The sequence below is a fragment of the Flavonifractor sp. An306 genome (assembly GCF_002159455.1).
Lineage (GTDB): Bacteria > Bacillota > Clostridia > Oscillospirales > Oscillospiraceae > Flavonifractor.
On record NZ_NFIQ01000023.1, the window covers coordinates 1 to 12,021 of the forward strand.

Sequence of the window (12,021 nt, forward strand, 5' to 3'; positions counted from 1 at the left end):
GCTCCAGCTCCCGGGTGATGTCGGCGGCGGTGTGGCCCCCGGACTACACCGCCGCCGACATCACCCGGGAGCTGGAGCAGGGAGACTCCTCCTTCCCCGCCCTGGTGAATGAGGTCCAGCGGCGGCTGGGCAAGATCCTGTCCACCGCCGACCTGAAGAGCCTGTACACCCTGTATGACTACCTGGCCCTCCCCGCCGAGGTGATCTGCCTGCTGGTGAGCTGGTGCGTGGAGGAATTTGAGCGCAAATACGGCGCCGGCCGCAGGCCCCGCATGTCCCAGATCCAGAAGGAGGGCTTTGTGTGGAAGCGGCTGGGGGTGGACACCGTCCAGGCCGCCGAGGCCCACCTGAAGCGGCAGGCCCTCTACCGCACCCGGGAGGGGGAGGTGCTCCGGCTGCTGGATATCCCGCCCCGGCCCCTGGTGGAGGGGGAGCGGAAGAAGGTGGCCGCCTGGACCGACATGGGCTTTGAGGACGCGGTGCTCCGGCTGGCCTATGAAAAGACGGTGTACAAAAAGCAGAAGATGGACTGGGACTACATGAACGGCATTCTGGCCGGATGGCACCGGAAGAACCTGCACACCCTGGCGGAGGTGGAGGCGGGGGACGGCCCCCGCCGGAAGGCCCAGCCCGCCGCCATGCAGGCCCAGCCCGCCGCCCCCGGGGACGCCGACCGCCGGGTGCGGGAGGATCTGGAGCGGATGCGGGAGTTCATGCGCCGCCAGAACCAGAAGAAAGGAGAGTAAGCCATGGGATACGAGCCGGCTGTGCTCCACCGGGCCGTCCAGCTCCTGGAGGAGCGGCGCAAGCGCCGGGCCGCGGAGCGGGAGAAGGCCCGGGAAAAAATCTACGCCCAGCTGCCCCGGGTGGCGGAGATCGACCGGGAGCTGAAGGGCACCGTCTACCAGATCATCGCCGCCGCCCTGAAGGACGGCCGGGACCCGGTACCCGCCATCGGGTCCGTTCAGGAGCGGAACCTGGGCCTCCAGGCGGAGCGGGCCAGGCTGCTGGCCGACCACGGCTGGCCCGCCGACATTCTGGACGGCCGCCCCGCCTGCCCCAAATGCAACGACACCGGCTGGATAGGCAGTCAGATGTGCGACTGCCTGCGCCAGCTGTGTACCCAGGAGCAGATCAAGGAGCTGTCCAAGCTGCTGGACCTGGGGGAGCAGTCCTTTGACAGCTTCTCCCTGGACTTCTACTCTCCCCTGCCCTGGAAGGGGGAGTCCCTGCCCCCCAGGGAGAACATGGAATTCATCTATGAGGTGTGTCTCAACTACGCCCAGAAATTCGGCAAGTTTTACTTCCGCAACCTGTTTCTCACCGGGGCCCCCGGGCTGGGCAAAACCTTCCTGTCAGCCTGCATCGCCCGCACCGTGTCGGAGCGGGGCTTTTCGGTGGTGTACGACACGGCGGTGAACATTTTCGCCCGGTTTGAGGAGCAGAAGTTCGCCCGGGACCGTCTGGAGGCGGGGGAGGCAAAGGATGAGACCCGCCGCTACCTGGGCTGCGACCTGCTGATCCTGGACGATCTGGGCAGCGAGCTCACCACCCCCTTCGTCCAGTCCGCCCTGTACACCCTGGTCAATTCCCGGCTGACGGCGGACAGGCAGACGGTGATCTCCTCCAACCTGTCCATGGACCAGGTCCGCCAGCGGTACACCCCCCAGATCGCCTCCCGGCTGGAGGGGGAATACCGGGTCCTCCCCTTCTACGGCGAGGACATCCGCCTGCTGCGGAAGGGACAGCTGTAAACAAAACGGGGCCTGCGTGGATATCCACGCAGGCCCCGTTTATTGCGCCTATTCCAAATACGTCTCCGCCTGCGCTTTATTCCGGCTGCGGCTCCAGGCGGCTCACAAGCTCCCACACGTCGGCGTTCATCGGGCGAAAGCGCAGCTTTCCCAGGTACAGCAGCCCGTCGGAGCCCACCGTGAAAACGGCGGCGGGAACCAGCTCATCGGTGTAGAGCTCCAGCTGGATGGGTGCGTCCTCCCCGTCCGCCATGGGGATGGAGTTGGATACTCCCCACCAGAGCACCCAGGTATCCCCCAGCGCCGCTTGCAGCTCCTCCACCCCGGTTTCGGTGGGCGTATACCCCCCGCCGCCGGAGAACAGCTCATATTTCACATAGCCCGTTACCGCTTTGTCCGGTCCCGGCACCAGCCAGCCCAGCTTTTTGGGGCCAAGCGCCACCAGCAGCCCCACAAGAACCACCACAAGGATCAGCCGTTTCTTTTTCATCAGCCCGCCTCCCCGCTCTGCCTCAGCCTCACGCCTACATTATATATAAGATCTACAAATTGCGCAAGCATCCGCCCGCCCGCATTGTGCTTTTTGGCATTCCGGTTTTCGGGGGGCCGCCTTCTTCCGTCTTGCTTTCCAGGGAATTTATGATATACTATTTGGGCTTATTCTTTCACTTTTATGTTATAAGGAGTTCTACATGATCACTGTTTCCGACCTGACGCTGGCCTACAGCGGCCAGCCCCTCTTTTCCCACGTGGACCTGCAGTTCACCAAGGGCAACTGCTACGGCATCATCGGCGCCAACGGGGCCGGCAAGTCCACCTTCCTGAAAATCCTCTCCGGCGATCTGGAGCCCACCTCCGGCGAGGTGTCCATCCTGCCCAAGACCCGCATGTCGGTACTCAAGCAGGATCAGAACGCCTACAACGCCTATTCGGTGATGGACACCGTCATCATGGGCAACAAGCGGCTGTACGATATCGGCAAGGAGAAGGACGCCCTCTATGAGAAAGAGGAGATGACCGAGGCCGACGGCATCCGGGCCTGTGAGCTGGAGGAGGAATTTGCCGAGCTGGGCGGCTGGGAGGCCGAGAGCGACGCCTCCCGCATCCTCCAGGGTCTGGGGGTGGGCACCGAGTTCCACCAGACCGCCATGGAGAACCTGGACCCCCGGCTGAAGGTGAAGGTGCTGCTGGCCCAGGCCCTGTTCGGCAACCCGGACATCCTGATGATGGACGAGCCCACCAACAACCTGGACATCAACGCCGTCAACTGGCTGGAGGACTTTCTGCTGGACTTTGAGGGCACCGTCATCGTGGTGAGCCACGACCGGCACTTCCTCAACACCATCTGCACCCACATCGTGGACATCGACTACAACAAGATCAAGCTCTACGTGGGCAACTACGACTTCTGGTACGACGCCTCCCAGCTGATGCAGAACCTGATGAAGAACCAGAACAAGAAGAACGAGGAGAAGGCCCAGGAGCTCAAGGAATTCATCTCCCGTTTCTCCGCCAACAAGTCCAAGAGCAAGCAGGCCACCGCCCGGCGCAAGCTGCTGGAAAAGATCACCCTGGAGGAGATCCCCGCCTCCTCCCGCCGCTACCCCTGGGTGGCCTTCTCCCCCGACCGGGAGGTGGGCAAGGACATTCTGTTCGTCACCGACGTGTCCAAGACCATCGACGGGGTGAAGGTGCTGGACAAGGTGAGCTTCATCGTGGGCCACGGGGACAAGATCGCCTTCGTGGGCGACAACGAAAACGCCCAGACCGCCCTGTTCAAGATCCTCACCGGGGAGCTGGAGCCCGACGAGGGCACCGTGAAGTGGGGCCAGACCGCCACCTTCTCCTACTTCCCCAAGGACAACACCGAGTTCTTCAAGGACTGCGACGACAACCTGGTGGAGTGGCTGCGCCAGTGGTCCTCCGACCCTCACGAGGCCTACCTCCGGGGTTTCCTTGGCCGGATGCTCTTCTCCGGAGACGAGGTGTATAAGCCCGTAAAGGTGCTCTCCGGCGGCGAGAAGGTGCGGTGCATGCTCTCCCGGATGATGCTCTCCGGGGCCAACGTGCTGCTGCTGGACCAGCCCACCAACCACCTGGATCTGGAGTCCATCGCCGCGCTGAACAACGGCCTGGAGGCGGTGAAGTGCAACGTGCTGGTGGCCTGCCACGACCATCAGCTGGTGCAGACGGTGTGCAACCGGATCTTCGACTTCACCGCCGACGGCCAGCTCATTGACCGCAAGATGACCTACGACGAGTATCTGGAGAGCATGAAGGAGGCCTGAGCCCCCCCTCACACCGGCTTTCTGCGGTAAAAGAACAGCCCGGCCAGGTCGGCCAGGACCCAGCCGATGGGCACTGCCCACCAGATGCCCTTCAGCCCGATGGCGGGGATGGGGGAGAGCAGATAGGCCAGGGCCACCCGGGTACCCAGAGAGATCACCGTCAGCACCACCGACACCCCCGGCCGCCCCAGCCCCCGGAACAGGCCGTAGAGCAAAAACAGGGTGCCGATGCCGCAGTAGCACATGCCCTCAATGCGCAGGTACTCCACCCCCACGGCTACGATTTCGGTCTCCGCCGGGTCCACGAACAGCCCCATCAGCGGGGCGGCGAAGAGGCAGACCAGCAGGGAGCTGACCATACAAAAGCATACCGACACCCACAGGGCGGAGCGGCACCCGCGGCGGATGCGCTCCGCCTTCTGCGCGCCGGTGTTCTGGGCCACAAAGGTGGAGAAGGCGTTGCCGAAGTCCTGCACCGGCAGATAGGCGAAGGCGTCGATCTTCACCGCCGCGGCAAAGGCCGCCATCACGTGGACCCCGAAGGAGTTCACCAGGCCCTGGACCATCAGGATGCCGAAGTTCATCACCGACTGCTGCACGCAGGTGAGGGCGGAATAGCTGACAATCCGCTTCAGCTCTCCCCGGCTGGCGGTCAGATGCCGCCGCTCCAGCCGAAGCAGATCCACCGTCCGCCAGCAGTAGAGGGCGATGCCGGCGGCGGACACCCCCTGGGCCAGCACCGTGGCTCCAGCGGCCCCCGCCACCCCCCAGTGAAGGCCCAGCACGAACCACAGGTCCAGGCCGATGTTCAGCACGGTGGACGCCGCCAGAAAGACCAGCGGGGCGGCGGAGTTGCCCACCGAGCGCAGCAGGCAGGCGAAATAGTTGTACAAAAAGGTGAAGCACACCCCGAACAGCACCACCCGCAGATAGTCCCAGGTGTCCGCCCAGGCCTCCGGCGGGATGCGCAGCAGGGTCATGATGGGCTCCAGAAAGACCAGCACTCCCACGTTGAGGGCCACCGTCGCTCCCCCGATGAGGAGGAAGGAGGCGAACAGGCACCGCTTGAGGCCGTCGGTCTCCCCCGCCCCGTGGAGCATGGACCACAGCGCCCCGCTGCCCATGCACAGCCCCAGCAGCACCGAGGTGAGGAAGGTCATCAGGGTGAAGGAAAAGCCCACCGCCGCCAGGGCGGTGGGTCCCAGGGCCCGGCCCACGATGAGGGTGTCGGCGATGTTGTAGCACTGCTGGAGCAGGTCGCCGGCGATCATGGGCCCGGCAAAGAGCAGCATGGGGCGGGTGATGCCGCCCCGGGTCAGGTCAATGCGCATGGTACTTCCACATCCTTTTCCAAGGCATGATAACAGGCCGGGGGAAAAAATACAAGAGTGCCCTTGCCTTTTGGCCCGGGAAACGGTAAGATAAAGGATAACAGAAAATCCGTGCGCTTTTTACCAAATCGTGCTATAATATAAATTCGAGCTCATTTCATACCATCCGGAAAGGATGCTGACTATGCGGAAAGAAATTGTGGCCCCGGCCGTGGCCGTGGCGGGCGGCGCCGTGGGCTTCGCCCTGCGGCGGTGGGGGCTGAGCGCGGGGTTTGAGGCCGACACCGGCCTGCCCATCTCCGGCGCCCCCTCCCATCTGGCCCTTATCGCCCTGTCGGTGGCGGTGGCGGCAGTCCTGGCCCTGCTGTGCTGGGGCAAAAAGCCCGCCTTTACCGGCTATGGCCAGGCCTTCCAGGCCGAGGGCAGTACCCCCTACGCCGCCGCGGGCACACTGTCCGCCTTTCTGATGCTCCTGGGGGGCGCGTTGATGCTGGCCCAGCCCCTGCTGGGGGGCGAGCTGGTGTTCACCCGGCTTATCGCGGGGGCGCTGGCCCTGGCCGCCGGGCTGTGCGTGGCGGCCACGGTGCGGGACAACTACCGGGGCGCGGGCACGGGCAAGTACAGCTTCAAGCTGCTGATGCCGGCCTACGCCTTCTGCGTGTGGCTCATCGCCGCCTATCAGGTGCGGGCGGGAGACCCGGTGCGGCTGGACTACGTGTACGAGCTGTTCGCCATCATCGCCGGCCTGCTGGGCCTGTACGGCGCGGCCAGCTTCTCCTTTGAACGGGGCCGCACCTTCTTCACCAGCCTGTTCTCCCTGCTGGGGGTGTACTTCTCCCTGGTGACGCTGGCCGACGGCCACCAGCCGGCCGACCTGCTGCTGTACGCCTTTACCATCCTCTATCTGCTGACCAATACCGTTACGCTGCTGCACAACGCCGCCCGGCCCCTCCCGGTTGAGCCGGACGAGAACGATACGGAGGGATCCTCTGATGCCTGAGAACAAGAAATTCTATATCACCACCCCCATCTACTACCCCTCGGACAAGCTCCACATCGGCCACGCCTACTGCACCGTAGCCACCGACGCCATGGCCCGGTACAAGCGGCTCACCGGCTGCGACGTGATGTTCCTCACCGGCACCGACGAGCACGGCCAGAAGATCGAGGACAAGGCCAAGGCCGCCGGGGTCACCCCCCAGCAGTACGTGGACAACATCGTGGACGGCCCCCGGGGCGTGCGTGACCTGTGGAAGCTGATGAACATTTCCAACGACCGGTTCATCCGCACCACCGACGACTACCACGTCGCCGCCATCCAGAAGATCTTCAAGGCCATGTACGACAAGGGCGACATCTACAAGGGCACCTACAAGGGCAAGTACTGCAAGGACTGCGAGGCCTTCTGGACCGAGACCCAGCTGGTGGACGGCAAGTGCCCCGACTGCGGCCGCCCGGTGCAGGATGCCGAGGAGGAGGCCTACTTCTTCCGCCTGAGCAAGTACGCCGAGCGCATCCAGCACCTGCTGGAGGACACCGATTTCCTGGAGCCCCGCTCCCGTGTCCACGAGATGGTGAACAACTTCATCAAGCCCGGCCTGGAGGATCTGTGCGTGTCCCGCACCAGCTTCAAGTGGGGCGTGCCGGTGGACTTCGACCCCGGCCATGTGGTGTACGTGTGGATCGACGCGCTGTTCAACTACACCACCGCCCTGGGCTTCATGAACGACAAGTACCACGACTTTGACAAATACTGGCCCGCCGACGTCCACTTCGTGGGCAAGGAGATCGTGCGCTTCCACTCCATCATCTGGCCCGCCATGCTGATGAGCATGGACATGCCCCTGCCCAAGAAGGTGTTCGGCCACGGCTGGCTGCTGCTGGACGGCGGCAAGATGAGCAAGTCCAAGGGCAACGTGGTGGATCCCTACCTGCTGGCCGAGCGCTATGGCGTGGACGCCCTGCGGTACTTCCTGCTGCGGGAGTTCCCCTTCGGCACCGACGGCAACTTCTCCAACGAGGCCCTCATCGGCCGGATCAACACCGACCTGGCCAACGACCTGGGCAACCTGGTGAGCCGCACCACCGCCATGGTGGGCAAGTACTTCGGCGACCATCTGCCGGCGGTGGAGGCCGCCGACCCCGCCATGGACGACGAGCTGATCACCATGGCAAAGGGCCTGCGGGACGCCTATGAGGGCCACATGGAGGGATACGCCTTCCAGAACGCCCTGATGGAGGTGTTCAAGCTCATCGGCCGGGCCAACAAGTATATTGACGAGAACAAGCCCTGGCTGCTGGCCAAGGACGAGAGCCAGAAAAACCGCCTGGCCCAGGTGCTGTACAACCTGCTGGAGTGCGTGCGCCTGGCCGCCGTGCTGCTGACCCCCTTTATGCCCGACACCTGCGGGAAGATCTTTGGGCAGATCGGTGCCGGGGCGGAGCTGCGGACCTGGGAGTCCGCCAAGACCTGGGGCCTGCTGCCCATGGACGCCGCTGTGAACAAGGGGGAGAACCTCTTCCCCCGCATTGATATGGAAAAGGAGCTGAAAGAGTTGGAGGAGCTGGAGAAGAAGCCCGTGGAGGCTGAGGCCCCCAAGGCCGAGGAGCCCAAGGAGCCCGAGTATATTACCATCGACGATTTTAACAAGGTGAAGTTTGTCACCGCCAAGATCCTGGCCTGCGAGGCGGTGCCCAAGTCCTCCAAGCTGCTGCGCTTCACCCTGGACTGCGGCGAGGCCTTCCCCCGCCAGATCCTCTCCGGCATCCACGAGTACTATGAGCCCGAGGAGCTGGTGGGCAAGACGGTGGTGGCCTGCACCAATCTGAAGCCCCGGAAGATGATGGGCATTATGTCCAACGGTATGCTGATCTCCGCGGTGAAGGAGGAGCCCGACGGCTCTGAGAAGCTGCACCTCATCATGCTGGACGACAAGGTTCCCGCCGGTTACGGCCTGTGCTGAGAAAATCTGAAAAAGAGGCGCTGCATGGCAGCGCCTCTTTTGATTGACTTCCGGCGGGTGTTGGGATACTATGGAACTACAGAAAACGCGCGGCCCCATGCAGGGCGTCGATCGCCCCCATGGTCCGCCGCCATTTGGGAGGGGAGTTTTTGAAAAAGGCTGTATTTTTCTGGATCATATCCGTGGTTTTGGTTGTGGCCGCTGTTTTTGGCCTGCTGCTGAGCGGCGGAAACGGCATTTTGGGCATACTTTTCCTGGCTCTGCTGTTTTTGGCTCTGTTCGGCGGCGGCATTACTGCCACGATCACAACGTTCCGGGCCGCGGGCGGGGGAGACGCCTCTGAGAAATGGCTGGAGGCAAACCAGTGGGAGAAGCCCCTTTCGCTCAAATACGACAACCTGAGCCTCTATTTCAACAATCAGTCCGGAGAACTGGCCATTTTCGACCGGCGGGAGAGCAAAAAGGCGCCCGCCCGCATCCTGGCCTACCAGGAGATCACAAACTCCGGCGTGTACCAGGAGAACGCCAAGGGGAACAGTTCCATCCAGCTGGTCATTCAGCTGGTCTCCGGTGACCCCTATGTCATTGCGGTCACCAACGGGACCCCTCCCTCGGACTCGCCGGAGGTACAGGCGGCGCTGGCCTTTGCCAAAAAGGTCAACGAGCTGCTGTCCATGATGGCCTATGAAAACGCCGCGGGGGTGGAGCCCGGCAAGCGCTACCTCATCGCAAAGTGCTACAACTGCGGACAGCTGCTCCACGGCGAGGCGGGAAAGAGCGGCTGGTGTCCCAAGTGCAAGGCGGACGTCCAGATGCCTGAGCTTTAACGGAACATACGGAAAGGCGGCGCTGCGTGGCAGCGCCGCCTCTTTTCTAGTCCGCCGCCCGCTCCAGCAGCTTTTTGTAGCTGGCGTCGATGGCCAGGGCACCCAGGGGGGCGGTGACCAGAATGGCGATCACCGCCACAGTGAGCACCACCTGCCCGCAGGAGAGCCCCATAGCCAGAGGCACCCCGCCGATGGCGGCCTGGACGGTGGCCTTGGGCAGATAGGCCAGCACGGCAAACAGCCGCTCCTTTTTGGTAAGCTTGCTTCCCGCCACGCACAGGAGCACTCCCAGAGCCCGGAAGCACAGCACCCCCAGCACCGTGGCCACGGCGGCCAGGCCGGCGGCGGCGGCGTAGTTCAGGTCCACCTCCGCCCCCACCAGCACAAAGAGCATGACCTCCGCCCACACCCACAGCTTGCCGAACTTGGCGGTGAGCCGCTCGGCCACCGGCAGCCGCCACCGCCGCAGGCCCAGGCCCATGCCCAGCACCGCCAGCAGGCCGGAGAAGGGCACCCAGGCCTCCACCGCGTCCTCCAGGGCCACCAGCAAAAAGGCCACCGACAGCAGGATCACCACCTTCACCGAGTCCCGCATGTGGAGCGCTGCAAAGAACTTTGCCAGCAGGAAGCCCACCGCCAGGCCCAGAACGGCCCCCAGCACGATGGACACCGGCACCCCCGCCAGAGCGGACACCGAGAAGGAGCCCCCCTGGGCCATGGCTGTAAAGGAGGTAAACAAGACGATAACGAACACGTCGTCCACCGAGGCTCCCGCCAGCACCATCTGGGGGATACCCTTTTCGGTGCCGTACCCCTCGCTCATCAGCTTGAGCATCCGGGGCACGATGACGGCGGGCGACACCGCCCCCACCACCGCCCCCATGATGGCGGCGTCCAGCAGGCTCACCCCCAGCAGCCGGGGGGCCAGCACCACCATGCCCAGCACCTCGAAGCTGGCGGGCACAAAGCACATCAGCACCGCCGGCCGCCCCGCCCGGCGCAGGTCGTCCGCCTCCAGGCTCAGCCCCGCCCGGGCCAGGATGATGATGAGGGCCAGCTGCCGCAGGTCGGCGGAGATGCCCAGCAGCTGGGGAGACAGCAGGTTGAGCACGCAGGGTCCCAGCAGGATCCCCGCCGCCAGCATCCCCACCAGCGGGGGCAGGCGGACCAGCCGGGCCATGGCGCCCAGCCCCAGGCCCAACAGCAGCACATAGGCGATACTTGTTAACATAAAACCATCATCTCCGGGGGCTGAGCGCAAAAAAATACTGATGCCCCCTGCAAAATTGCAGAAGTCATCAGCCAAACGGCGGTTCGGGCAAACGCCCCGGGAGGACCTCATCCCCGTATTCCTGGGGCAGTATACCACAGCTCCGCCCCCTTGTCAACGGGGCAAAAAGGGAGTATGATGGAAAAAACCAGTTTGCGGGAGGCCTTTATGATCTTCGACACCCACGCCCATTACTATGACGACGCCTTTGACGCCGACCGGGACGCCCTGCTGTCCGCCCTGCCGGAGCGGGGTGTGGACCTGGTGGTCTGCCCCGGCTGCGACCTGGAGAGCTCCCGGCAGAGCCGGGACCTGGCGGAGCGGTACGGCTATCTCTACTTCGCCGCCGGGTTCCATCCGGAGAACCTGGAGGGGGCCAGCCTGTCCGACCTGGAGCAGGTACGCGCTCTGTGCGCCCACCCCAAATGCGTGGCGGTGGGCGAGGTGGGCCTGGACTACTACTGGGTGAAAACCCCGGAGGCCCGGGCCGGCTCCCGGGACTTTTTTGACGCCCAGCTCTCCCTGGCGGAGGAGCTGGACCTGCCCGTCATCGTCCACGACCGGGACGCCCACAAGGACTGCCTGGACATCGTCAAAGCCCACCCCGGGGTCCGGGGGGTGTTCCACTGCTGCGCCCTGGCTGTGGAGGATGTGAAGCGGGCGGCGGAGTGGGGCTGGATGTTCTCCTTCACCGGCAACATCACCTTCCACAACGCCAAAAGAGCCCCGGAGGTGCTCCGCTGGCTGCCCATGGACCGGCTCATGCTGGAGACCGACGCCCCCTACATGGCCCCCGAGCCCCACCGGGGCCGCCGGTGCGACTCCACCTTGATCCCCCTGACGGCCCAGACGGTGGCCCAGCTGAAGGGCCTGACCACGGAAGAGGTATTATCCGTCACCCTGGAAAACGGCAAGCGGTTTTTCGGTATCCAATAGAGGAGGCATTGCCATGGAGACCATTTCCTACGAGTACGAGGGTTCCCTCTACGTCAACCTGACCAACAAATGCGACTGCAGCTGCGTGTTCTGCCTGCGGCACAACGGCCACAAGGGGTCCATCTACGCGGACGACCTGTGGCTGGAGCATGAGCCCACCCGGCAGGAGGCCCTGGAGGACCTGCTCTCCCGGGACTATGCCAACTACCGGGAGCTGGTGTTCTGCGGCTTTGGGGAGCCCATGTTCCGCACCGACGACATCCTGTGGCTGGTGGACCGGCTGAAAGAACAGGTACCCAATCTGCCCCCGGTGCGCATCAACACCAACGGCCACGCCAACGCCATTCTGGGCCGGGACGTGACGCCGGAGCTGAAGGGCCGCATCGACACCATCTCCATCTCCCTCAACGGCTCCACCCCGGAGGAGTACTGTGCCGTCACCCGGCCTAGGAGCGGGGCCAGGGCCTGGGACGACATGCTGGACTTCGCCCGAAAGTGCCGGGACTATGTGCCAAATGTGGTGATGACCATTGTGGACAAGGACAAGACCCAGGCGGAGATCGACCGCTGCCGGGCCATCACGGAGGAGCTGGGGGTGACCCTGCGGATCCGGGCCTATATTCCCGACTGAGCGGCAAAAACCGCCGTCTGC

Annotated in this window: 11 protein-coding genes and 1 riboswitch; of the genes, 8 read left to right on the forward strand and 3 right to left on the reverse strand. The window is 64.1% G+C overall.

Going from position 1 to position 12,021, the window contains the following annotated elements:
• The coding region (locus B5F88_RS07550) for a DnaD domain protein (protein WP_140402075.1) at positions 1-746 on the forward strand (746 nt) is incomplete at its 5' end.
• Between the two features lie 3 nt (positions 747-749).
• A complete protein-coding gene (locus B5F88_RS07555; RefSeq protein ID WP_087343783.1) occupies positions 750-1,754 on the forward strand; it encodes an ATP-binding protein in 1,005 nt (334 codons plus the stop codon).
• A gap of 76 nt (positions 1,755-1,830) precedes the next feature.
• On the opposite strand, the gene B5F88_RS07560 is transcribed toward B5F88_RS07555, so the two are convergent.
• Positions 1,831-2,244: a hypothetical protein gene (locus B5F88_RS07560; protein WP_087343786.1), complete on the reverse strand. Its 414-nt coding sequence runs from the start codon at positions 2,242-2,244 to the stop codon at positions 1,831-1,833.
• A gap of 202 nt (positions 2,245-2,446) precedes the next feature.
• Here B5F88_RS07560 and B5F88_RS07565 point away from each other — a divergent pair, with 202 nt between their 5' ends.
• Positions 2,447-4,042 carry an ATP-binding cassette domain-containing protein gene (locus tag B5F88_RS07565; protein ID WP_087343789.1) on the forward strand — a complete coding sequence of 532 codons (1,596 nt, stop codon included), beginning with the start codon at positions 2,447-2,449 and terminating at the stop codon, positions 4,040-4,042.
• 8 nt (positions 4,043-4,050) lie between these two features.
• Here B5F88_RS07565 and B5F88_RS07570 read toward each other — a convergent pair whose 3' ends face one another.
• Positions 4,051-5,373: an MATE family efflux transporter gene (locus B5F88_RS07570; protein WP_087343792.1), complete on the reverse strand. Its 1,323-nt coding sequence runs from the start codon at positions 5,371-5,373 to the stop codon at positions 4,051-4,053.
• A gap of 184 nt (positions 5,374-5,557) precedes the next feature.
• Between B5F88_RS07570 and B5F88_RS07575 the strand changes: the two genes are divergently transcribed.
• From B5F88_RS07575 to B5F88_RS07585, 3 genes are all read left to right on the forward strand, one after another.
• Positions 5,558-6,373, forward strand: a complete 816-nt coding sequence (locus tag B5F88_RS07575) for a hypothetical protein (protein ID WP_087343794.1) — start codon at positions 5,558-5,560, stop codon at positions 6,371-6,373.
• Entirely contained in the window at positions 6,366-8,336 is a 1,971-nt protein-coding gene (metG, locus tag B5F88_RS07580) for a methionine--tRNA ligase (protein ID WP_087343796.1), read from the forward strand. The genes B5F88_RS07575 and metG overlap by 8 nt, the downstream gene beginning before the upstream one ends.
• 149 nt (positions 8,337-8,485) lie before the next feature.
• A complete protein-coding gene (locus B5F88_RS07585) occupies positions 8,486-9,163 on the forward strand; it encodes a hypothetical protein (protein ID WP_087343799.1) in 678 nt (225 codons plus the stop codon).
• Positions 9,164-9,209: 46 nt separating this feature from the next.
• On the opposite strand, the gene B5F88_RS07590 is transcribed toward B5F88_RS07585, so the two are convergent.
• Positions 9,210-10,394 carry a cation:proton antiporter gene (locus B5F88_RS07590; protein ID WP_087343802.1) on the reverse strand — a complete coding sequence of 395 codons (1,185 nt, stop codon included), beginning with the start codon at positions 10,392-10,394 and terminating at the stop codon, positions 9,210-9,212.
• Positions 10,395-10,445: 51 nt separating this feature from the next.
• Positions 10,446-10,518: riboswitch (Fluoride riboswitch) on the reverse strand.
• An 83-nt stretch (positions 10,519-10,601) separates the two neighbouring features.
• Between B5F88_RS07590 and B5F88_RS07595 the strand changes: the two genes are divergently transcribed.
• On the forward strand, positions 10,602-11,369 hold the full coding sequence (locus tag B5F88_RS07595) for a TatD family hydrolase (RefSeq protein WP_087343890.1): 768 nt from the start codon (positions 10,602-10,604) through the stop codon (positions 11,367-11,369).
• A 13-nt stretch (positions 11,370-11,382) separates the two neighbouring features.
• Complete coding sequence (locus B5F88_RS07600) at positions 11,383-12,000, forward strand: TatD family nuclease-associated radical SAM protein (protein ID WP_087343804.1); 618 nt, start codon at positions 11,383-11,385, stop codon at positions 11,998-12,000.
• Positions 12,001-12,021: the final 21 nt, after the last annotated feature.

Bases quoted from the DNA above. Each gene is read 5' to 3' on its own strand.
- B5F88_RS07600 (WP_087343804.1), top strand. From the start codon at position 11,383: ATGGAGACCATTTCCTACGAGTACGAGGGTTCCCTCTACGTCAACCTG.
- B5F88_RS07555 (WP_087343783.1), top strand. From the start codon at position 750: ATGGGATACGAGCCGGCTGTGCTCCACCGGGCCGTCCAGCTCCTGGAG.
- metG (WP_087343796.1), top strand. From the start codon at position 6,366: ATGCCTGAGAACAAGAAATTCTATATCACCACCCCCATCTACTACCCC.
- B5F88_RS07570 (WP_087343792.1), bottom strand. From the start codon at position 5,373: ATGCGCATTGACCTGACCCGGGGCGGCATCACCCGCCCCATGCTGCTC.
- B5F88_RS07590 (WP_087343802.1), bottom strand. From the start codon at position 10,394: ATGTTAACAAGTATCGCCTATGTGCTGCTGTTGGGCCTGGGGCTGGGC.
- B5F88_RS07565 (WP_087343789.1), top strand. From the start codon at position 2,447: ATGATCACTGTTTCCGACCTGACGCTGGCCTACAGCGGCCAGCCCCTC.
- B5F88_RS07560 (WP_087343786.1), bottom strand. From the start codon at position 2,244: ATGAAAAAGAAACGGCTGATCCTTGTGGTGGTTCTTGTGGGGCTGCTG.
- B5F88_RS07595 (WP_087343890.1), top strand. From the start codon at position 10,602: ATGATCTTCGACACCCACGCCCATTACTATGACGACGCCTTTGACGCC.
- B5F88_RS07575 (WP_087343794.1), top strand. From the start codon at position 5,558: ATGCGGAAAGAAATTGTGGCCCCGGCCGTGGCCGTGGCGGGCGGCGCC.